Source organism: Burkholderia stabilis, from assembly GCF_001742165.1.
Classification (GTDB): domain Bacteria; phylum Pseudomonadota; class Gammaproteobacteria; order Burkholderiales; family Burkholderiaceae; genus Burkholderia; species Burkholderia stabilis.
Map to the genome: position 1 here is coordinate 2293457 of NZ_CP016442.1, position 19506 is coordinate 2312962.

18 protein-coding genes and 4 pseudogenes are annotated in these 19506 nt (G+C 65.2%); 14 read left to right on the forward strand and 8 right to left on the reverse strand.

What is annotated here, in order from left to right:
- Positions 1-201 precede the first annotated feature (201 nt).
- The 14 genes and pseudogenes from BBJ41_RS40320 to BBJ41_RS10685 form a co-directional block, all read left to right on the forward strand.
- The gene (locus BBJ41_RS40320; protein ID WP_021161685.1) at positions 202-369 is read left to right on the forward strand and encodes a hypothetical protein; all 168 of its coding nucleotides are present in this window, start codon (positions 202-204) and stop codon (positions 367-369) included.
- A gap of 99 nt (positions 370-468) precedes the next feature.
- A pseudogene (locus tag BBJ41_RS10630) lies at positions 469-828 on the forward strand (ABC transporter permease); the annotation flags it as partial.
- Positions 825-2153: pseudogene (locus BBJ41_RS10635) on the forward strand (efflux transporter outer membrane subunit); the annotation flags it as partial. The pseudogenes BBJ41_RS10630 and BBJ41_RS10635, both read left to right, overlap by 4 nt.
- Before the next feature lie 202 nt (positions 2154-2355).
- On the forward strand, positions 2356-3867 hold the full coding sequence (istA, locus tag BBJ41_RS10640; RefSeq protein ID WP_027809980.1) for an IS21 family transposase: 1512 nt from the start codon (positions 2356-2358) through the stop codon (positions 3865-3867).
- 4 nt (positions 3868-3871) lie between these two features.
- Entirely contained in the window at positions 3872-4660 is a 789-nt protein-coding gene (istB, locus tag BBJ41_RS10645) for an IS21-like element ISBmu1 family helper ATPase IstB (protein ID WP_012213993.1), read from the forward strand.
- 85 nt (positions 4661-4745) lie between these two features.
- Positions 4746-4979: pseudogene (locus BBJ41_RS38855) on the forward strand (efflux transporter outer membrane subunit); the annotation flags it as partial.
- 19 nt (positions 4980-4998) lie between these two features.
- Complete coding sequence (locus BBJ41_RS38860) at positions 4999-5202, forward strand: YgaP family membrane protein (RefSeq protein ID WP_010792188.1); 204 nt, start codon at positions 4999-5001, stop codon at positions 5200-5202.
- Between the two features lie 7 nt (positions 5203-5209).
- Positions 5210-6619, forward strand: coding sequence for an MBL fold metallo-hydrolase RNA specificity domain-containing protein (locus tag BBJ41_RS10650; protein ID WP_011516037.1), 1410 nt, complete (start codon positions 5210-5212; stop codon positions 6617-6619).
- Positions 6619-7485 carry an LOG family protein gene (locus tag BBJ41_RS10655; protein ID WP_011516036.1) on the forward strand — a complete coding sequence of 289 codons (867 nt, stop codon included), beginning with the start codon at positions 6619-6621 and terminating at the stop codon, positions 7483-7485. The genes BBJ41_RS10650 and BBJ41_RS10655 overlap by 1 nt, the downstream gene beginning before the upstream one ends.
- A gap of 146 nt (positions 7486-7631) precedes the next feature.
- Positions 7632-8663: an IS21-like element ISRme20 family transposase gene (gene istA / locus BBJ41_RS10660; RefSeq protein ID WP_042976508.1), complete on the forward strand. Its 1032-nt coding sequence runs from the start codon at positions 7632-7634 to the stop codon at positions 8661-8663.
- Entirely contained in the window at positions 8663-9469 is an 807-nt protein-coding gene (gene istB / locus BBJ41_RS10665) for an IS21-like element ISRme20 family helper ATPase IstB (RefSeq protein WP_011516034.1), read from the forward strand. Before istA (BBJ41_RS10660) ends, istB (BBJ41_RS10665) begins: the two co-directional genes overlap by 1 nt.
- A gap of 199 nt (positions 9470-9668) precedes the next feature.
- Positions 9669-10778 carry a lipid A deacylase LpxR family protein gene (locus BBJ41_RS10670; RefSeq protein WP_231886079.1) on the forward strand — a complete coding sequence of 370 codons (1110 nt, stop codon included), beginning with the start codon at positions 9669-9671 and terminating at the stop codon, positions 10776-10778.
- Positions 10779-11009: 231 nt separating this feature from the next.
- Positions 11010-12127 (forward strand): IS3 family transposase gene (locus tag BBJ41_RS10680; protein ID WP_370512851.1). Its coding sequence is split into 2 segments (ribosomal slippage): positions 11010-11268 and positions 11268-12127, totalling 1119 coding nucleotides; the frame shifts between segments, so codons are not numbered across the junction.
- Between the two features lie 45 nt (positions 12128-12172).
- Positions 12173-12538 (forward strand): annotated as a pseudogene (locus tag BBJ41_RS10685) (cytochrome c); the annotation flags it as partial.
- A 37-nt stretch (positions 12539-12575) separates the two neighbouring features.
- Here the strand turns inward: BBJ41_RS10685 and BBJ41_RS10690 are convergent.
- The 8 genes from BBJ41_RS10690 to BBJ41_RS10725 all read right to left on the reverse strand — a co-directional run bounded on the left by BBJ41_RS10690 (position 12576) and on the right by BBJ41_RS10725 (position 19292).
- Positions 12576-14561: a relaxase/mobilization nuclease domain-containing protein gene (locus tag BBJ41_RS10690; RefSeq protein ID WP_069746431.1), complete on the reverse strand. Its 1986-nt coding sequence runs from the start codon at positions 14559-14561 to the stop codon at positions 12576-12578.
- 436 nt (positions 14562-14997) lie between these two features.
- Positions 14998-15585 carry a S26 family signal peptidase gene (locus BBJ41_RS10695; protein ID WP_011516030.1) on the reverse strand — a complete coding sequence of 196 codons (588 nt, stop codon included), beginning with the start codon at positions 15583-15585 and terminating at the stop codon, positions 14998-15000.
- A complete protein-coding gene (locus BBJ41_RS10700; protein ID WP_011516029.1) occupies positions 15582-16115 on the reverse strand; it encodes a DUF2840 domain-containing protein in 534 nt (177 codons plus the stop codon). Before BBJ41_RS10700 ends, BBJ41_RS10695 begins: the two co-directional genes overlap by 4 nt.
- Positions 16112-16384 carry a hypothetical protein gene (locus BBJ41_RS10705; protein ID WP_011516028.1) on the reverse strand — a complete coding sequence of 91 codons (273 nt, stop codon included), beginning with the start codon at positions 16382-16384 and terminating at the stop codon, positions 16112-16114. Before BBJ41_RS10705 ends, BBJ41_RS10700 begins: the two co-directional genes overlap by 4 nt.
- The gene (parA, locus tag BBJ41_RS10710; RefSeq protein WP_011516027.1) at positions 16381-17019 is read right to left on the reverse strand and encodes a ParA family partition ATPase; all 639 of its coding nucleotides are present in this window, start codon (positions 17017-17019) and stop codon (positions 16381-16383) included. Before parA ends, BBJ41_RS10705 begins: the two co-directional genes overlap by 4 nt.
- Before the next feature lie 253 nt (positions 17020-17272).
- The gene (locus BBJ41_RS10715) at positions 17273-18130 is read right to left on the reverse strand and encodes a replication initiator protein A (protein WP_023103960.1); all 858 of its coding nucleotides are present in this window, start codon (positions 18128-18130) and stop codon (positions 17273-17275) included.
- A 26-nt stretch (positions 18131-18156) separates the two neighbouring features.
- Complete coding sequence (locus BBJ41_RS10720; RefSeq protein ID WP_003107109.1) at positions 18157-18438, reverse strand: helix-turn-helix transcriptional regulator; 282 nt, start codon at positions 18436-18438, stop codon at positions 18157-18159.
- An 83-nt stretch (positions 18439-18521) separates the two neighbouring features.
- Positions 18522-19292: a DUF2285 domain-containing protein gene (locus tag BBJ41_RS10725; protein ID WP_023114173.1), complete on the reverse strand. Its 771-nt coding sequence runs from the start codon at positions 19290-19292 to the stop codon at positions 18522-18524.
- Between the last annotated feature and the right edge of the window lie 214 nt (positions 19293-19506).

Sequence of the window (19506 nt, forward strand, 5' to 3'; positions counted from 1 at the left end):
CTCCCCAAGCTCTCACATCATGCCCCATGCGCGCGCGAATATGGAACTGGTCGCGCCGAGCCGCTTACTGCTGTCGCGTGCGCAACTGATTGCGCTGGATACGCCCGACGCGCTCAGTATGAGCTCCATTAACCGCATCCTATTTGCCTAGAGGGAAGTCGTGCACAGTTGACTGGGTGATGATTGAAAACGGAGTCGAGGATGTCGGAAGCGGTAGCGCAGTGGGCGGGCCACTTGGAGGCGATCGAGGCCGAGGGTACCGCGCTCAAGCGTTCGGCGATCAGCCCAGAACGGCCCGACCCGACGATGGAGGACGCCTTCATTCACCTGGTGGAGTCGGCGGACCGCGAGATGGAGGCCACCATATGAACGGCGCCACAATGCACAAAGACGGGAGTGGCCCCCTGCAGACCGACTTGCGCCGTTTTGATCTGCGGCGCTTGATGGCACTGGTGACCAAGGAAAGCTACGGGCTCGTTTGCGCTCCTGCTCGCCAGTCTGGTGCTGTTCATCCTGTCGGTGGTCGGCATCGGTCTGATGATTTCCGCGGTCAGCATGACGCAGCAGCAGGCCATCCTGGGGGCGTTCGCCATCGGCGTGCCGGCGGTGCTGATGTCCGGCTTTGCGACGCCTGTGGAAAACATGCCCGTCGTCCTGCAATGGCTGGCCCAGGCCATTCCGCTGACCCACTTCCTCATCATCGTCGAAGGCAGCTTTCTCAAGGCCATGCCGCCCGGTGACATTCTCGCCAGCCTGTGGCCGCTGGCGGTCATCGCCCTGGCCACGCTGACGATGGCCACCGTATTCGTCCGAGGACGCCTGCAATGAAATCCAAGCCCCGCACTCCCTTTCTTCGCGCAACCGTCACCGGCCTGACCCCTGGGCGCGCGCGTCCGCTCGCGCTGGCCCTGTCCTGCGTGCTGCTGACTGCCTGCGCAAGCGTGGGCCCCGACTACCGCGAGCCGCCGCCGGTCGACGTCGGCAGCGGCTGGAGCTTGCCGTTGGCAAGCGAATCCCAGTCCGCAGACTTGAGCCAATGGTGGTCTGCACTGGACGATCCCATCCTCGATCGCCTGATGGCCACGGCGCTGGCACAGAACCTGGATCTGCGCCAGGCTGCGGCACGCATCGATGAGGCACGCGCCCTGCGCGATCGTGTGGCCGGCGAGGCATTGCCCACCGCCGCCGCTGGCGCGAGCGTCAACCGGCGCCGTCAAAGCGAGAACGGCCCCTTGCCCGTAGGCTCGATCCCCGGCCTTGACGCCACGCAGACCATCTACGACGCGGGCTTCGACGCGGCCTGGGAGGCCGACTTGTTCGGGGCCAAGCGGCGCGCCCTGGAAGGCGCCAACGCCCGCCTGCAGGCGACCGAAGCCGAGGCACAGGGCATACGCATGCGCATCGTGGCCGAGGTCGCGCGCACCTGGTTCACCGCCGTCGGCGCCCGCTACGAGTTGCACGCACAACAGGCCACGCTGGATACGCTGCAGCAGACTTGGGAATTGGTGCGCCTTCGGCATGCGCTGGGCGACGCGTCGACCGCCGACGTGGAGGCGGCGTACGCCCAATGGACAGCAGTCAACGCGCTCATCCCGGATATCCAGGCGCGCCAGCGCGCCGCGGTACTCAGCCTGGGCGTGCTGCTGGGCGCACCGCCGGAGCGGGAGCTGGCACTGCTGGATGGCCCCTTGACGCCGAGCACGCTGCGGGCGCTGCCGGTGGGCGAGCGTGCCGACATGCTGCGCCGGCGCCCTGACGTACTGGCTGCGGAACGTCGCCTGGCGGCGAGTTCTGCCGACATCGGCGTGGCCACGGCCGAGTTGTTCCCCAAACTCTCCATTGGTGTCGGCGGCGGGTTCCAAGCGCTCAGTACGGGCGATTGGTTCGATGCATCCAGTTCGCGTTTTTCCATCCTGCCGCTGATTTCCTGGCGCCTGTTCGACGGCGGCCGCGTGCGCGCCGAGATTCGGGCGCGCGAGGCGGGGCAGCGGCAGGCCGCGCTGGCCTACGAGCAGGCCGTGCTGGCGGCGCTGGGCGACGCCGAACGCGCGCTGGGCGACTACCACGGCGGGCTGGACACACTGGAACGCCGTGGCATGGCACTGGATGCCGCGCGCACAAGCTACGGCCACGCCATGTCACGGGGCGGCGCTATGGAGCCAATGCGGGGTCGGCATAAGGGCGCCACTTGAGGGGCGGCACATAGGCGCCAGTCCAAGGGCGGCGTAATGGCGCCACGTTAGGGGCGGCGCATAGGCGCCAGCAGCATCAGGGCGAGAACGCGGTTCGAACTTTCCGAGTCGGTACGCTCCGTTCTTTTTGAACGGAGCGTCCATGGCCAACAGGAGGTTCGAATTGTTTGAATACCGCCAAGTCCTTGTCCGCATGCGGCAAGGCGATTCTGACCGCGACATCGCGCGCGGCGGTTTGATGGGGCGCAAGAAGCTGACGACCGTGCGCCGCGAGGCTGAAGCGCGTAGTTGGCTGGATCCGGTGCAGCCGCTGCCGGACGACGCTACGATCGCGGGTGTCTTCGGGCGCACGCCGCACCTGCCGCACACCTGTGTGTCGACGGTTGAGCCATATCGCGAACAGGTCCGCGAATGGCTTGCCGCCGGCGTTCAGGGCACCACGATCCATGCCGCCCTTCAACGCAATCATGGCTACGCCGGCAGCTATTGTGCCGTGAAGCGCATGCTGCGCCATCTGGCTGCCGAGCGCAGCGTGGCCACCACAACGATCCTCGACTTCGCACCGGCCGACGCCGCGCAGGTCGACTTCGGCGCGGGACCCGTGCTGACGGTCGAGGGCATTGCGGTCCGGACGTGGATCTTCGTGATGACGTTGTGCTGGTCGCGCCACCAGTATGCCGAGATCGTGCTGGACCAGACCGTCGAGACGTGGCTCGCCAGCCACCGGCGCGCCTTCGAATGGTTCGGCGGCTGTCCCGACCGGGTCATCATCGATAACGCGAAGTGCGCGATCATCCGGGCGTGTCGATACGAGCCGGCGGTGCAACGCTCGTACGCCGCGCTTGCCGAGGGATATGGATTCCGGATCGACGCCTGTCCGCCGCACGATCCCCAGAAGAAGGGCGTCGTCGAATCGGGCGTCAAATACGTCAAGAAGTCCTTCGTGCCGCTGCGCGAGTTCCGGGATCTGGCCGACGCCAACCGGCAACTGCGCGAATGGGTGATGCAGCAGGCCGGCACTCGTATCCACGGCACCGTCCACGAACGGCCGCTGACGCGCTTCGGCGTCGAGCGCCCGTTGCTCGCTGCATTGCCGGACGTGCCGCCGGTACTGTCGGTCTGGAAGGAGGTGGCGGTCCATCGCGACGGCCACGTCGTCTACAAGCACGCGCTGTACTCTGCACCGTTCACGCTCGTCGGCAAGTCGCTCTGGCTGAAGGCGACCGATACGGTCATCCAGCTGTTCCATCGGCATGAACTCGTCGCAACCCATCCGCGGCAGCGGGCCGGCGGTCGCCACACGGTGCGAGATCACCAGCCGCCCGAAGCGCAGGCCTGGCTCGAGCACGATCCGCAGTGGTGTCTGGCGCGCGCGAAGGAGATCGGGCCGTCGTGCCACGGCGTGATCCTCGCGCTGTTCAACGACAAGGTGCTCGTCAACCTGCGCGGCGCGCAGGGGATCATCCGGCTGCGACAGAAAGTCGGCGATCAGAGGCTGGAAGCAGCCTGCGAGCGTGCGCTCGCGTTCAGCAGCGCGAAGTACAGCACCATCAAGGGCATCCTCGACAAAGGCCTGGACAGCGAACCGGTGCCGCGTCCCGCGTCGGCCCCGACTGGCGCTTACCAGAACGGCGGCCGCTTCGGCCGTGATCTCCAATCCCTGCTGATCCACTGACACCATGAACCCGAGTCCCGAATTGAATTCCATCCTCAAACAGCTGCGCCTGTCCGGCATCCTCGACTCGCTTGAGCAGCGCAACCGTCAGGCGATCGACGGGCAGCTCGCCTATACCGAGTTCCTTGCCATGCTGCTGCACGACGAGGTTGCCCGTCGCGAACACAAGAAGCTCGGCACCCGTCTGCTGCGCGCCGGCTTCGCGATGGGCAAGACGCTCGAGACGTTCGACTTCGACCGGCTGCCTACGTTGAACCGCTCACACGTTCATGATCTCGCGACAGGCCGGTATCTCGACGAGAAGGTCGCGATCCTGATCGCCGGTCCAACCGGCACCGGCAAAAGCCACTTGGCCCAGGCGCTGGGCCACTGCGCCGCCCGCCAAGGCCGCGATGTGCTGTTCATCTCGCAGACCGAGCTGCTCAAGCGATTGAACGCCGCGCGCGCCACCGGCGCCTATGACCGCAAGTTCCAGCAGTACGCCCGGGTGCCGCTGCTGATCGTCGATGACTTCGCGCTCAAACCGCTACGTACCCCGCAGGACGAGGACTTCCACGATCTCGTCGCGGCCCGCTACGAGCACGCGGCGACCATCCTGACGTCGAATCTCGACTTCGGTGAATGGGGCGCCGCGTTCCCCGACAACCGCATCCTCGGCACCGCCACACTCGACCGACTACGCCACGGCGCCTACCGGCTCGTCCTCGAGGGCGACAGTTACCGCACCCCGAAACCGATGCCAGATCCCCCTCAAAATGCAGTTGCCAAAAACGGCAAAAAACCGCAACCTTGAAACCGTTCGAATCCGCGTTTTACCCCCGGTTCTGCTGGCGCCATTACGCCGCCCATCCCCGGCTCCTTTACGCCGCCCCGCGACACACGCCAAGGCGCGCTACGCGGCGGGCGACATTGCACTGGTCGAACTGCTGGCCGCCCAGCGAAGCCTGCACGAGGCCGAAACCGCAGCGGCACGCGCGCATACCAACGCCGCCGTGCAATTGGTGGCGCTGTACAAGGCCCTTGGTGGCGGCTGGGACGTATCCACGGCGGCATCCAGCGCAACCCATCTGCTGCGGGGCACTGCCGCCCCCGTCGCGTTTTCAAGCCGCTGATTCAACACAGGAGACCGTCATGCAAATCAACGTTGGAAATCTCGACCGCATTGTGCGCATCGTCATCGGACTGATTTTGCTCAGTCTCCCATTGTGGCTGGACTCATCTTGGCGTTGGCTGGGACTCATTGGAATCATGCCGCTCCTCACCGGCCTGGCAGGCCGCTGTCCTGGCTATCGCCTGCTCGGCCTCAGCACTTGCCCGATGCGAAAACCCGAGTGAACGCCCTATGAAACTCAGTTTTTTGGGCGCAGCCCGAGAAGTCACCGGATCGTGCTTCCTGGTCGAAGCGGCTAATGTCCGCTTCCTGGTCGATTGCGGCATGGTTCAAGGTGGGCGTGTAGCAGCAGCACGCAACTACGAGCCGTTTGCGTTCGACCCGGCGTCCATTGACTTCGTCCTGCTGACCCACGCCCACATCGACCATAGCGGGCTATTGCCCAAACTGACGCGCGCCGGGTTCAAGGGGCCCATCTACGCCACGCCAGCGACGGTTGATCTGCTCGGGGTGATGCTGCCCGATAGCGCTCACATCCAGGAAAGCGATGCCAAGCGGGTTGCCAAGCGGTTCAAAGAGAAGACCGTGCCGCCACCCCTGTATACCCTGCAGGATACACACGAATGCCTGCAGCAGGTACGCGGCATCGAATACGACCGGGAGTTCGCACCCCGCGTCGGGGTGCGCGCCCGCTTTCGTGATGCCGGCCACATCCTCGGCTCGGCCATCGTGGAAGTGTGGATTACCGAGTACGGTTACCCCACGAAGATCGTGTTCAGCGGCGATTTGGGCCAGCCGGGACGCCCCATCCTGCGCGACCCGACACCCATCGAGGACGCGGACATCCTCGTCATCGAGTCCACCTACGGCGACCGCCGGCACAAGGATTTTTCGGCGACCGAAGCGGACATGATCGGCATCGTCGAGAAAACCCTGTTCGAGCGCGGCGGCAATGTCATCGTTCCGGCCTTTGCGGTCGGCCGAACCCAGGAGGTGCTCTACCACCTACATCGTCTCACCTGCGAAGGGCGTCTGCAGCGTCCAATGGTGTTTGTCGATTCGCCGATGGCCACCGAGGCCACACGCATCACGCGTGAGCATCTCGAATTGTTCGACGAACAGGCGAAGCGGTTGGCCGGATGGCATGCGCGCGGCGAGAACCTCCCGTATCTGGATTTCACCGCGAGCGCTGAGGAGTCCATGGCGCTGAACCGGATTCGCTCCGGGGCCATCATTATTTCTGCCAGCGGCATGTGCGATGCGGGGCGTATCCGGCACCACCTGCGCCACAACTTGCCACGCCGCGAATGCAGCATCTTGTTTCCCGGTTTCCAGGCGCAGGGGACGCTTGGCCGGCGCCTGATCGAGGGGGCCGAACGTGTACGCATCTTCGGTGAGGACATCCCGGTACGTGCGGCGATCCACAGCGTGGACGGCCTCTCGGCGCATGCCGACCAAAAGGCGCTGCTGGATTGGGCCCGTGCTTTCATTCAAGCACCGGCGCAAACCTTCGTGGTGCATGGGGAATCGTCGGCCGCGCAAGCCTTCGCTGAACTCTTGCAGCAGCAACTCGGCTGGCAGGTCACGGTGCCCGAGTATGGCCATGCGCTGCGCTGGCCGGACTTTCTGGCGCACGAGTGATGAAACCTGCAGAAGATCTCGCTGAACGCCTGCGCGCCATCCGCGAGTCACCAACATACCGTCTTGCGTACGAAGACATCGAGCTGCTTGGCCAGGACGAACTGCGGCCGCTGCGACTACAACTCGAACTGCTCAAACCTGAGCGCATCCTGCACGAGCAAGGCATTCACTCGACGGTAGTGGTCTTCGGCAGCGCACGCGTGAGCGATGCCGAGACGGCAGAAGCCCGCCTTGGCGCGCTGGAGCGTCAGGCGCTCGTCACTCCGGAGAATGTCGGGCTGAGGCAAGAGCTTGCGCGAGCCAATCGCCGGGTCGAACAGGCACGTCACTACGAGCAAGCGAGGCGTTTCTCGGGCCTTATTTCGGCGCGTTTCCAGCAGCAAAACCGCCGTGATTTCGTCGTCGTCACCGGGGGTGGGCCCGGCATCATGGAGGCCGCCAACCGCGGTGCTTTCGAGGTTGGCGCACGTTCGATTGGCCTCAACATCACGCTGCCCCACGAACAGGCACCCAACCCCTACATGTGCCCGGATTTGGCGTTCCGATTCCACTATTTCGCGCTGCGCAAGATGCACTTCTTGTTGCACGCCAAGGGCTTGGTGGCATTCCCGGGTGGCTATCGAACGCTCGATGAGCTGTTCGAGGTGCTCACCTTGATCCAGACCGGAAAGATGCAGCGTATTCCGGTAGTGCTGGTCGGCCGTGCATTCTGGCATCGCGTAGTTGATTTCGATCTTCTGCTCGACGAAGGCTATGTCTCTCCATCCGATCTCGACTTGTTCACCTGCGTAGACAAAGCAGAGGAAATCGTCAGTGCCCTCGAACGCTTTTACGTCACCAGGGCAGCAGGCGATGGGGCAACATGATTGGCATCGACGGGTATCGCTGGAGCCTGCGCGGCACCAAAGTGCAGCAGCCGATGCAGTGCTGTCAGCAGCACGTTGAAAATGACCCAGCGGCAGCACATTGGATTTGACCCACCCGGGTAGGATGGGCCCTTTTTGGAGGGCCAGTGCTTACAAGGGAGGTAATCGTGGAAATACGTGTGTTGGCCCGCCAAGGATTAGGAATCCGGGAGATCTCGCGGGAACTGGGGTTGTCGAGGAACACCGTGCGCAAATACTTACGCAGTTGTGCTGAGCAGGATCGTGCGCCGCGATCGGGGCGCACGCAGAAGCTCGATCCGTTCAAAACCTATCTGCATGACCGGGTTCGCGCAGCGCATCCGGCCTGGCTGCCGGCGACCGCGCTGCTGATCGAGATTCGCGCGATGGGTTATGACGGAGGCCTGACGCGGCTGCGGGTCTATCTGCGGTCGCTGAAGTCGATCAAGGCGCCGGAGCCACTGGTACGTTTCGAAACCGATCCGGGGCAGCAGATGCAGGTCGACTGGATCGTGTTGCGACGTGGCAAGCTGCCGCTGTCGGCATTCGTTGCGACGCTCGGTTACAGTCGGGCGAGTTACGTCGAGTTCGTGACCGACGAACGATTGCCGACGCTGCTGGGATGCCATGAGCGCGCGTTCGACTTCTTCGGTGGGGTTCCTCGCGAGGTCCTGTACGACAACGTCAAGACGGTGGTGATTGGCCGAGACGCCTATGGTCCCGGACTGCATCGCTATCAACCGGCCTTCCTCGACTTTGCGAAGCACCACGGCTTCGTGCCGCGCCTGTGCAAGCCCTACCGAGCGAAGACCAAGGGGAAGGTTGAGCGCTTCAACGGATACCTGCGCCGCAGCTTCTACAATCCGCTGGCAAGCCGGCTCGCTCAGGATCGCCTCTCGCTTGACGCGACCACGGCGAACGCCGAGGTCGTGCGCTGGCTGAGAGATGTCGCCAATGTGCGCATCCACGGCACGACTGGACAGTCGCCGCTCGAGCGTCTCCTGCTTGAGCAACCGAAGCTGCAGCAGTTGCCGGAGCCGTGGCGCGCGAACCTGCCGTCAGCTTCCGTGCCGACGATGCCACCGCCGTCGCGGTTCGATGATACGCCGCTGCAGCATCAGCTGTCAGTGTATCAAGCCCTGCTGACGGAGGCACGTTGATGGACATCCAGCACGAACGTATCCTCGAAGCCTGTCGACAACTGCGGATCGACACGATGGGCGAGCAGTACAGCATGTTGGCAGCTCGCGCGGCAGCGAACCAACTCACGTTTGCCGACTTCTTCGAGGCGCTGTTGAAATCTGCGATGGACGCGAAGCACACGCGGACCAAATCCATGTTGCTGCGCACGGCCGGCTTCCCTGTGCTGAAGACGCTGGAGGAGTTCGACTTTACGTTTGCTCACGGCGTTGCCAAGAAATCGGTGCTGGAGCTGTCGTCGATGGCCTTCGTCGAGCGCGCCGAGAACATCGTGTTGCTCGGGCCGAGCGGCCTTGGCAAAACGCATCTGGCGATCGCACTCGGTTACATCGCAACGCAGATGGGGATCAAGACGCGCTTCATCTCTGCGGCGGATCTCGTCATTGCCTTGGCCGCCGCTTCCCGGCAGGATCGATTGGCCGACTTCCTGAAGCGCAACATCATGAACCCACGGCTGTTGATCATTGATGAGGTCGGCTATCTGCCGCTCGGCCGGGACGATGCCAATCTGTTCTTCCAGGTGATCGCCAAGCGGTATGAAAAGGGTTCCGTGATCGTAACGAGCAACTTGCCGTTCGGGCAATGGGACCAGACGTTCGCCGGAGATCAGACGCTCACGGCCGCGTTGCTCGACCGCCTCCTGCATCACAGCCATGTTCTACAGATCAAAGGCGAAAGCTACCGACTGAAGGACAAGCGAAAAGCCGGCGTGATCCGATCCCGTGCATCCGAAAGTGCTGAACAGCAACTGGAGATGCACGCGTAAGTGATGATCAGCAACATCGTTTGACCCTGGGTCAGGCGAAACCGATGGCCAGCAACTGACGCTGACCCAGGGTCACGCAACATGCTGGGCATCAACTTGGTGACCCAGGTGGGTCAAATCTAATGTGCTGCACAACGGCCCAAGTGGGTCACTTCTAAGTTGCTGTTGACAGTGCGTCACCTTGTTGATTGCGGGTGCATTGTTCAGCCCGATCTCTACTTTCGGTTCCGAAGTCTCGCTCTCTACAAATCCTTCCTCCTGCTCGCCAGAGCAATCCCTGCGCTGGCGGGGCGGCACCCTGCGTCTGGAGAACGATTTGTTCACCGGCTCCGATCGCAACTACACCAACGGTGTCGCGCTAACAGCAGTCTCACGCGATCTGCAAGGCGGGCTCCGTCCGGAGTGCCTGCCCCAGCCGATTGGTTTGTACGCCCGCTTCATCGGCTGGGCTGATCCAGGCTTCTGGCACGAAGCCGGCGCCCACTCGTCGTCGCAAAACCTCGTTGTGCGCTTTGGCCAAGCCATGTACACGCCCGAGAACAAGACGCGCACCGATGTGATTCCAGATGACCGACCGTACGCTGGTTTGCTCTACCTGGGTTTGGCGTGGAATCGCCGCATCCACCCACAAGCTGCCAGCTACGAAATGCTTGACGTGCGTGAGTTGACCCTGGGCGTGATCGGCCCCTGGTCGCTGGCCGAGCAATCTCAGGATCTGGTGCATCGCGCACGCGGCATTGAGCGCTTTCGCGGCTGGAACAACCAGTTGCGCAACGAGCCGGCATTTCAGATGGCCATGGAGCGCAAGTTCAAGCCGTACACGGAGGGTGCCGTCCGTCCTGGATGGGGCAGCGACGTGATCGGCAGCTATGCCTTGCGGGTCGGAAACATCGAAACCGCCGCCAGTACCGGCGTGGAGTTTCGCGCGGGCTGGAACATACCGAACGACTTCGGCAGCTATCCGATCCGCCCTGGCGCGGAGAACCGCCCGCCCTCTGGTGTTGCCGATCTGCGCACGACAACGCCGCAATCGGTCCTGGCGCCCAAACCTGGGGCACATGTCTTCCTGAGCCTGGAGGGTAAAGCCGTCGCCTGGGACTTCTCACTCGACGGAAACATGTTCCGGCATAGCCATCATGTCAGCCGGCGGCCTTGGGTCGCGCAAGCAGCTCTCGGCATCAGTAGCCAATGGATCGTTGCTGGACGTGGCGTGCGGCTCGCCGTGATGCGCGTTTGGAGAACCCGCGAGTTCGACCAGCAGGCGGGCCATCACGCATTCGGATCGATCGCGCTGAGTCTGGAATTTTGAGGACACCTGCAACCATTCGTTAGACCCAAAGCATTCGTCACAACATCAATGGAGAAATTCGTGAACCAGCCCCTGAAACCCAGATCGTTCTTCACCGTCTCGCTGTCCGTGCTCTTGGCAAACTTCGCCACGGCACTCGGTGCGCAGTCCGTAGAGGCGGCAATGACCTGCTCCCCGTAAACCGGGCCAGTCGGAATCTAGTAAAGTCCGTTTTCGGAGAGGAAGACGGACATGAAGAAGCGCTTTTCGGAAGAACAGATCATCGGCTTCCTGAAGGAAGCGGAGGCGGGCCTGCCGGTGAAGGAGCTGTGCAGGAAGCATGGGTTCAGTGACGCCTCGTTCTACACGTGGCGCGCGAAGTTCGGCGGCATGGAGGTGTCGGAAGCCCGTCGGCTCAAGGAGCTGGAAGCCGAGAACGCGAGGCTGAAGAAGCTGCTGGCCGAGGCGATGCTCGATATGGAAGCCCTGAAGGTGGTCGTGAAGGGAAAGCCCTGAGCCCGCAGGCCAGGCGCGAGGCGGTCGCGGCGATTCGGCAGAAGGTCAATGTCTCCGAGCGCCGTGCCTGCCGGCTTGTCGGGCTTTCGCGCAGCGTGCTGCATTATGAAGCGCAGCCGGACCACGAGAATGAGGCGCTCAAGGCGCGCCTCATCGAGCTGGGGCACCAGAGGCGGCGTTTCGGCTATCGGCGGCTACACGCGCTGCTGGCGCGCGAAGGAAGGCACGTAAACCACAAGCGCGTGCACCGGCTGTATCGCGAGGCCGGACTGGCCGTGCGGCGCCGGCGACGGCGCCACGGCGTGATGGTCGAGCGCGAGCAGCTGGCTTTGCCGAGTACGCCGAACGAGGTGTGGTCCCTCGATTTCGTGATGGACGCATTGTCCAACGGGCGTCGCCTGAAGTGCCTGACCATTGTCGACGACTTCACCAAGGAAGCGGTCGAGATCGTGGTGGACCACGGCATCTCGGGTCGGTATGTGACGCGCGTGCTGGACCGGGTGGCGCGCTTCAGGGGCTACCCGAAAGCGTTGCGCACGGACCAGGGACCCGAATTCACGAGCCGCGCGCTGGACCAGTGGGCCTACGCCAACGGCGTGACGTTGAAATTGATTCAGGCGGGCAAGCCGACGCAGAATGCGTACATCGAGTCGTTCAATGGCAAGTTTCGTGACGAGTGTCTGAACGAGCACTGGTTCACGACGCTCGCCCACGCCCGGGCCGTGGTGTCGGCATGGCGCCGGGACTACAACGAGGCACGGCCGCACAGCGCATTGAACTACCAGTCGCCGGCCGAATTCGCGGCGAAGCATCCGGCACCAGTAGGCGCTCCTGTCTTGCAGGAGCATGTTTGAACAGGACTTTACTAGAAGCTCCGTGGCCCTATCGAAGGGGGCAGGTCAGCAAAGCCAATGGCGCTTCGTACCATAATGGAAAGACTCGGTCGCGACATGCAAGCCGTCACGGGCGCGATCTCCAAAGAAGACTGGCCACTGGTCGCCGAGCTAGCACCACGAATCGCCAAGCATGCCGAGCCGCCCATGTCGGAAAAGATGCGCATCCTTGCCTGGCTTGGGGCAGACGCTGGAAAGTTTCGGGGTCTTGATGGACAGGTCCATGACGCCGCGACCGCCATGGGCGAGGCTGCACAGCGGAATGACGGCCAAGCAGTCATCGCGGCTTTCTCCAAAACCCAGCAAAGCTGCCTAGCCTGCCACCAGAGTTACCGTCGCTCGTTCGTGGAAAAGTTCTATGGAAGCCGCTAGCAAGGGATGGCTACACCTGTTGACGGAAGACTAACTTCTATCCAATCGATATACCTCGACGAATTCCGAGTTCCCAGGAAGCCGATCCTTTGTGAATGGTCGCAGCGAGTTGCTGTCCCAACCGCTGCTCGATCACCGGCTTCCACGGCACCAGGCTGAACCCCATGCCGTCATCGAGCATCGCGTAGCGCCCGCTAGCGAGCATGACGGAACGCCTGTAGATGCCAGCCACGCGTTGGCCGTCGGACACGGGCCGGTGCTCCAAGCCGGTTTCGGCCGCAATGTCCTTGGCGGCCTGCGCCAATTCCCGATTGCGCAGCGTGCCCAACAGGTTCCGGGCCAGGATTACGCGCTGCCCACGGCGCTCGGCCAGCCCCTGTTCGGCCAGGAAGTCGGCGCGCTGCTGCATCGCCTGTTTGGCCTCGCTGCCAAAGCCCAGGTTGCCAAGGCCCGAGCCGCCGCCGATCAGTTGGTGGTCGAGCCAGGTGGCCCCCATCACGCGGGCCTGCCGCTCGATAGGCAGGTGCGATTTCAGTTCCACCGCCACGCCGCCCAGGCGCTGCGCGTCGTAGCGGCGGCCCTGCTCGGGCAGGTCGCCCGGCACCTTCCACAAACCTTCGGCCACGCGCTCCACGATGCCGGCCCGGCGCAGGGCTTCAAGGCGGCGAACGTGAGCCGCGACGATTTCCTGCGGATCGCGCCCATGCGTGGCCCGGCCTTGCTCAATCGCCAGGTGATGATCGGTGCGATACAGGCCATCGCTCGCCGGTGCAGCGATGTTCTTGTCGGCCGCGCGCACGTCGGCCGAACCCTTGACCTCCACCACGGCGCCGGTCGGATAGTTCGCCAGCTCGTCGCGGGCGTTGAGCGCGACGTAGTGGGCCTTGCCGTCCACGCCGTCGATGACCAGGTAGCCCCGGTCGCGCAGCTCGTCGGCCAGCCCCTTCGCGGCCACGCGGCCGAGAATGGTGCGGTCGTCGTCGCCCGGCTCGAACACCGCCAGCTCGCGCGGCTGGCCGCGCATGGCTCGCTGCATGGTGCGGATGATGTCGCCACGCTCGCCCAGGGCGCGCAGGGTCTTCTCCGCGTCGGCATGGACGACCCAGGTGCCCGGCCGCAGCTCGTCGGCCAGGCCCAGGCGCTGCAAGCGTTGCAGGCGGCCGATCAGCGGCAGGCGCTGGCGTTGCAGCATCGGTTCGTTGAAGCGTTCGGTCTGCACCCGGCCGTCCTCGCCGGCCTCGCGTTGGAGGGTGCGGTCGAGGCTCGTCCACCGCTCCTGTTCCACCTCGCGCTGCAAGGTCTGCTTGATCTCCAGCTCGGTGCGCGGCCCCAGCCATTCGGTTGCCAGTTCGGCGGCGCGATGGCGGAAACCATCGGTGATGTAGTCGCCCGCGATGATGAGGTCTTTGCCGGTGTCGTCGCGCCCGCGCACGACGATGTGCGTGTGCGGGTTGTCGGTGTTCCAGTGGTTCACGGCCACCCAATCGAGGCCCGTGCCCAAGTCGGCCTCCATGCGGCCCATGAGATGCCGCGTGTAGGTGCGCAGGTCTTCGAGTTCCGCGCCATCCTCGGGCGAGAGGATGAAGCGGAAGTGGTGCCGGTCATCCGCGCAGCGTTCCTTGAAGCCGTCGAGGTCGGCAGCATCGGTCTGCGGCCCGTAGGCTTGGCCCGGCTCGCCATCGCGGCCCACGCCATCGCGCTCGATGTAGCGCAGGTGCTTGGCGAGCGACTGCGGACTGGCCTGGCGCTGGTTGACCAGCAGCGTCTTGATGGTCACGCGCCGCGACATGGGCGTGAGCTTCGCCCCCGCGAAGCGCGCCGCCGTGTGGCCGCGACCCAGGCGCGAGCCGGGCCGCTGGACGGTGCCCCTCCCGGTGCCGCCAGTCGTCCCAGGACGGCGCACCGAGGACTTGCCGCCGCTGGCCTTGCCCGCCTGCTTGAGCACCTTGGAGACGAAGCCCTGGCCTCGGTTCTTCGGGGCGCTGGGGCGGATGCGGAAATCATCATCGCGGCGGTCGGTCATGGTTATGCCCTCTGCAACCTCTGGCGTGTCCGGTCGTGCAAAGCACGCGGACATGCCTGCATTGGCGCGGGCCTCGCGCCACAAGCGGCACGGCGGCGAAGCCGCTGCGTGCTGCGCCACCCCCACGTGCAGACTGGCTTTCGACGCGGCCCGGTGCCGCGTCCTTTTGTCTTGCCTTCCGCCTTTGCCCCTCGCTGGCGCTCCGGGCAGCGGCGGCCCGGCGGCGCTGCTGCGTGAGCAGCCAGCGCGCCGGCGAACGCGGCGACGGCCACAGGCCGGGCGCGTTCGAGGCAAGACGCCTGCACATGGGAAGGCTGCGCGAAGTGCAGCGCGGATGCGCTGGCACTGCACGCGCGACGACACGCGGAGAGCCACTGGAGCGGCACGCCCGATGGCACGATGAGATGCACGGCAACGTGCAGCGAATCAGCCGCCATCATGGGCGTGACTCCAGCCAGACCGGATGCGCGACGCCGATCACGGCGGATGTGCTGACCGGCCCGAAATACCGGCTGTCGAACGACGCCTGGTTGGTCACACTCAAGAGGAACAGTTCGCCGGGTTCGAGGCGACGGCATTGCTGCCAGGATGGCAGCGGCCGGCCCCAGCGGTCAGCAGGCAGCACGGCGGCCGAAAGCACGCCGTCAATGCGGACAACGCGGCCAGTGATGCACACCTCCTGCGGCGCGACGGCGCCCACGCGCTTGAGCAGCGGCACGCGCGTCGGCAGGTAGCCGCGCTGCGCGGCCAGCACGGCGGCGTCTGGCGGCAGCGTGGTCAGGACGATGCTGCCCACGGACAAAGGACGTGGCAGCGAGGCGGTGCCGTGGTGCAGCGGATCGACGCGATACCAGCCGACCGCCACGCTGTCGGATGGGTTGTAGATCAGGCGCGGCAGCGGATGCACGAAGGACGCCCAGGCCAGCGCAGCGAGGCCGCAGGCGGACAGGCCCGCCAGCACGAGGCGAGCGCGCAAGCGCGAGCGAGGACGCGGCGCGGTGCTGGCAGTCGAAACGGCGGTCATGGTAGTTCCCTCCCGATGAGCCAGGCGGCGTGCCGCTCGGCGGTGTATTCGGGCAGCGGTAAGCGCGCAGCGAGACGGTTGGCGAGCGTGCGCCAGTACGCGGGCGAGACAGCGGCGGGTGCGATACCCAGCGCTTCGATGGCGTCGATGCGCTCCAGCACGGCGCGCACTTGGTTCTCGCCCTCGGCGTGCAGCAGCAGGCGCGCGCCCGGCTGCACGCCGGGGATGCGCTGTGCCGCATCTAGTGGCGTGCAAGCCTGCATCACCATGAGCTGCCAGCGAACAGTGCCGTAGTCGTTGGCCTGCCACCGGATGCGGCACAACATGGCGCCCGGCAGGAACACGGCGCAGCGCCGCCAGCGGTCGAGCTGGTGCGTGCGCGCAGGTTCGCCGAAGCGCAGGTAGAGCTTGAAGCGCGGTTCGATGTAGGCCAGCGCCACGCGCGTCAGCGGCGCGCTGGCAAGCTGGCCGGAAGGTGCTGCGAGCGCAGCCGTGGCCGCGCCAGAGGCAGGCGAAGCGGATGCGGTCATGGGGTGTTCTCCCTGCGGTGCTCTGGAAACTCCCGTTCCAGCAGGCCGCGCAGCAGGTCGGCCACGGTCACGCCCTGCGTGAAGGCCGATACCTTGATGCGCGCCCGCATCGCGGGCGTGATGTCGAGGGTCAGACGGGCGGTGTAGAGGTCGCCCTTGTTAAGCGCATCGGCATCGCCCTGGCGAATCCACGCCTCGGCGTGCGGATTAGCCGGTGGACGCGCGCCGATGCCGACGCGCTTTGCGCGAGGTGGCGGCTTCGCTGTCATGTCGGCCACCGCAGCAGTTCGTCCACCAGCGCAGTGATTTCGCGCGCGGCGGCGCTGTCCGGCGCCGTCTCGCGTGCAAGCCGGCCAGCGGCCACGCTGTCGGCGAACACGATGCGCTGATGCACTTCCGCGCGCAGCGCAGGAAGCGGCTGGTCGGCCAGCGCCTGGCGCGCTTCGCGCCCGATCACGGTGGTACTGACGCGCCGGTTGATGACGAAGGCCGCGCGCAGCGCGGGCCGAAACACCTGCGCTTCGCGGATCAGCGCCACCATCTCGGCGCTGGCCCACAGGTCGTAGGGACTGGGCTGCACCGGGATCAGCACGCGCTCGGCCGCCAGAAGCGCGGAGCGCGCCAGCGCCGCGATGCGCGGCGGGCCGTCGATGACGACGTGATCGGCCCGCTTGGCGAGTTCTGGCGCCTCTTGGTGCAGCGTTTCGCGTGCGAGGCCCACGGCGCTGAACAGCCGCGGCAAGCCTTGTTGGCTTCTGCGCTGTGTCCAGTCCAGCGATGAACCCTGCGGGTCGGCGTCCAGCAGGACGACGTGCTGGCCGCGCATCGCCAGCTCGCCGGCGATGTGCGTGGCGAGCGTGGTCTTGCCCACGCCGCCTTTCTGGTTGAGCAGAGCGACGATCATGGCGCGGCCCTCCGTGTTGGAAAGCCGGGCTTTGGCTGCTGCGCTTGTGGCCGCGTGGTGGTTGTCCACCGCAACGGCGTTTCTCTACTAAAAGTTAGAGAAATTAAGTTAGGGAAGTTAGAGGGCGAACAAACCCAATGCTGGCGCGGGTTTGCGGCCGATCGGCACGCCTGATAGCACGATAGTCCCACGCCTGATAGCACGATACCCCGCACGCCTGATAGCACGACACCATCCACAGGCTTTCCCGGAGTTATCCCCGTGCCGTCTGCGGCACGGGCCGGAACGTCAGCAGTTCCATGCCGTTGTCGGGCATCCGCTCGATGCCCAGGACGTAACCGGGCAGCGACTGCCGCGCGACGAGCGCGCGCAGATCGCAGGCGAAGTCGTAGGGCTTCGCGGTGCTGCCGGACTTCTGGTGCAGATAGCGAAAGTCGAACTGCCAGCCGTATGCCTGCTTGCCGCCGTGCTTGCGCACCAGGCGGTACAGCCACCGCTCGATGCCGCCGGTGAGCCGGAAATACGCCGGGTCGATGGTCAGCACCAGCGCGGCGTCGAGCACGCCGGCAAAGAACCAGTCCGGCAGGATCAGCTCGATGCCCAGCGGCGTGCCGCTGGCATCGGCCAGTTCCTTCCATTCGTTGATCCACGAAAAGCGGTGCAGGCGCCGGCCTGTTGTCTCGCGGATGGACGTGGCCACCGTGGTCGATTGCAGGCGATCCAGCGCGGCCTTGAGGCGCTGGTAGTCTCGCAGCGACTTGCCGCGCCCGATGAAGCGCAGGATCTCGTAGGGCGTCGCGCGCATCAGCCGCGACGGGCGCAGGCCCGCGTCCTTCGCTTCCACGATCTGCGAGGCCGCCCATATCAGCACGTCCGCATCCCAAATCGTGGCGATGCCGTGCTCCTGCGTGCCCTCTACGCGGATCGTCACGTTGCCCGCGCGGAAGTCGATGGGTTTGACCCGCTTGGACTTGCCGAGCGAGAAGAACGGATAGGCCATCAAGTCCTGGCTGTCGCGCGGCGCCATGTCGCCGGGCAAGGCGCGGAACAGGTCGAGCTGTTCGCGCTCCTGCAACGACCGCTGCCGGAACGGCAGCGCGGAGCTGGACATGGTGATGGCCTGCCGCGCGCCGCCGATCAGCGCGCACGGCTGTCGGCCGAGTGGTGCTCGGCGTACTCGGGATCGGAAGTCGTCTCGAAGCTGCGATCGGCGGCCCAGGCATCGAGGTCGGCCACGGCGTACATGACGCGCCGGCCGAACTTGCGAAAGCGCGGACCACCACCGATCACGCGCTGCTTTTCCAGCGTGCGCGGCGACAGCCGCAGGTACTCGGCGGCTTCGTCGTTGGTGAGATAGCGTTGGGGCTGCGCGGCAGCGGTCGAGACAGTGGCGGCAGGCCGCAAAGGAGCGGGACGCATGGTGTGAACCTCCATAGCTTTCAAAGCTCCGGCCACACAGCGCAACCGGATGGAGGCAGTCTCAGAAAACCAAGCTGTCCTGCTCAGGGCCGTTTTGCGTCGTCCTCAAAACGACCCTTCTCAAGCGGCGGAAGCTGTGCTAGGCGGCGATAGCCGCCGCGCATCAGCGCATCGCCGCGCCGTACCAAGCGGCGTACCTTGGAGCGCAGGCCGCCGTCGCTGTACCAATCGGCTGCGGCATCGCCGCCGAACAAGCCTTCGGCCACCTCGCGCAAGGACGCACCCGCTAGGGTTGCGTCGAGCGCCTGCAAGGTGTGTAGCTCAAGCAGCGCGGCGGGTGCCGGCCTGGGCTTCGCAGAAGCCAGGGCCGCGCCGAGCGCATGGTTGCGCGCAGGTGCGGCGGCGCCGCCGCGGCGGGCATAGGCGACAGCCATCCCGTCTTCCAGGCCGGGCGCCAGCGCGAAGCGCAGGCAATGACCTGGGCTGTGCGCCATCAGCGCCAGCCCTTTGCCGTCATGGAGCAGTTGCTTGTGCCCGGCAATGCGCCAAAACGTGAACGCGGGAGCATACTGCGGCGGATCGGCGTCGGGATAGAGCTGCACCACGGCCACATGGCCGGGCAACCAGGCTGGATGCGCGTCGCGCGCATCCAACGCCGGATCTTCCAGCAGGCGCAAGCCCCAGCGATGCGCCGCCTGCTGCGCGGCTTTCGGCCGGCGATGATGGCGCAGCCAGTCGAGCCGGTAATCGGGGTTTCTGCGCAGATATTCCCAGGCCGTCCCAAGGTCGTCCAAGTGCAGCACGTACAGATACGCGGCAGTCGGATACCAGTGCTCGGCGCTGCGATCGACCATGACGCAACCTCCCTGCGAACAGGACTGGCCGCGACGGAAGAACTACGTGCTACATCGGTGTCATCAGAACGAAATGGGTTAAGGGAATAGTTGGGCTGTCAAGTCCGACTGGCTCCGATGCGTTGCGGTATTCGTCTCAATGCTGCGGCGGCAGCGTCCCTCCCGTGGGACGCCGTACAGGCCAGCCTGCCGCAGTCCGCGTCAGGCATCATGT

Coding starts and splice junctions, on each gene's coding strand:
- BBJ41_RS10690 (WP_069746431.1), bottom strand. CDS start 14,561: ATGACCGACCGCCGCGATGATGATTTCCGCATCCGCCCCAGCGCCCCG.
- parA (WP_011516027.1), bottom strand. CDS start 17,019: ATGATCGTCGCTCTGCTCAACCAGAAAGGCGGCGTGGGCAAGACCACG.
- BBJ41_RS10715 (WP_023103960.1), bottom strand. CDS start 18,130: ATGTCCAGCTCCGCGCTGCCGTTCCGGCAGCGGTCGTTGCAGGAGCGC.
- BBJ41_RS10725 (WP_023114173.1), bottom strand. CDS start 19,292: ATGGTCGATCGCAGCGCCGAGCACTGGTATCCGACTGCCGCGTATCTG.
- BBJ41_RS40320 (WP_021161685.1), top strand. CDS start 202: ATGTCGGAAGCGGTAGCGCAGTGGGCGGGCCACTTGGAGGCGATCGAG.
- istB (WP_011516034.1), top strand. CDS start 8,663: ATGGACATCCAGCACGAACGTATCCTCGAAGCCTGTCGACAACTGCGG.
- BBJ41_RS10700 (WP_011516029.1), bottom strand. CDS start 16,115: ATGACCGCATCCGCTTCGCCTGCCTCTGGCGCGGCCACGGCTGCGCTC.
- istB (WP_012213993.1), top strand. CDS start 3,872: ATGAACCCGAGTCCCGAATTGAATTCCATCCTCAAACAGCTGCGCCTG.
- BBJ41_RS10705 (WP_011516028.1), bottom strand. CDS start 16,384: ATGACAGCGAAGCCGCCACCTCGCGCAAAGCGCGTCGGCATCGGCGCG.
- BBJ41_RS10720 (WP_003107109.1), bottom strand. CDS start 18,438: ATGCGTCCCGCTCCTTTGCGGCCTGCCGCCACTGTCTCGACCGCTGCC.
- BBJ41_RS10695 (WP_011516030.1), bottom strand. CDS start 15,585: ATGACCGCCGTTTCGACTGCCAGCACCGCGCCGCGTCCTCGCTCGCGC.
- BBJ41_RS10655 (WP_011516036.1), top strand. CDS start 6,619: ATGAAACCTGCAGAAGATCTCGCTGAACGCCTGCGCGCCATCCGCGAG.
- BBJ41_RS38860 (WP_010792188.1), top strand. CDS start 4,999: ATGCAAATCAACGTTGGAAATCTCGACCGCATTGTGCGCATCGTCATC.
- BBJ41_RS10650 (WP_011516037.1), top strand. CDS start 5,210: ATGAAACTCAGTTTTTTGGGCGCAGCCCGAGAAGTCACCGGATCGTGC.